Genomic DNA, 416 nt, shown 5'->3' on the forward strand with positions numbered 1-416 from the left:
TTATTGCGGTTATGGCACTCATCGCCCATATGCAGCGCCTGCGCCAGCATTAAGCGCAGATCGATCTCACCGATAATTTTCATCGCGTCGCGCAGCATTGGCCCCTGCACATCGCGCATCCAGTTGAGGCGGTCGATCACGCTCTGGTCGTTAGCGCCCATACGCAAAATCTTCGCCATCTGCTCGCTCATGTTGGTATAAGCGATGTTGCCGTAGGTTTTGTTTTTTACGATGTGCATAAACATCGAGGCCGAGGTAACACCCGCCATCGATCCCACGCAGTCGTGCTCGTGACACGGCGAGAAGGTGATCTCCCCGGAAGCCGCCAGTTCAGCCGCCTCGTCGAGATCTTTCGCCAGTCCTTCGAACACCAGCGCTCCGGTGACCGCGCCTTTCATCGCGCCGCACATTTTTTC

At 56.5% G+C, this 416-nt stretch carries 1 protein-coding gene; it reads right to left on the reverse strand.

All coding sequences use genetic code 11. From position 1 onward, the window contains the following. Positions 1-398 (reverse strand): DUF1116 domain-containing protein (locus E0L35_RS25765; RefSeq protein WP_212751726.1); only part of this gene is annotated, 398 nt, incomplete at its 3' end. Positions 399-416: the final 18 nt, after the last annotated feature.

Source organism: Halomonas sp. ATBC28 (assembly GCF_005937175.1).
GTDB lineage: Bacteria > Pseudomonadota > Gammaproteobacteria > Pseudomonadales > Halomonadaceae > Vreelandella > Vreelandella titanicae.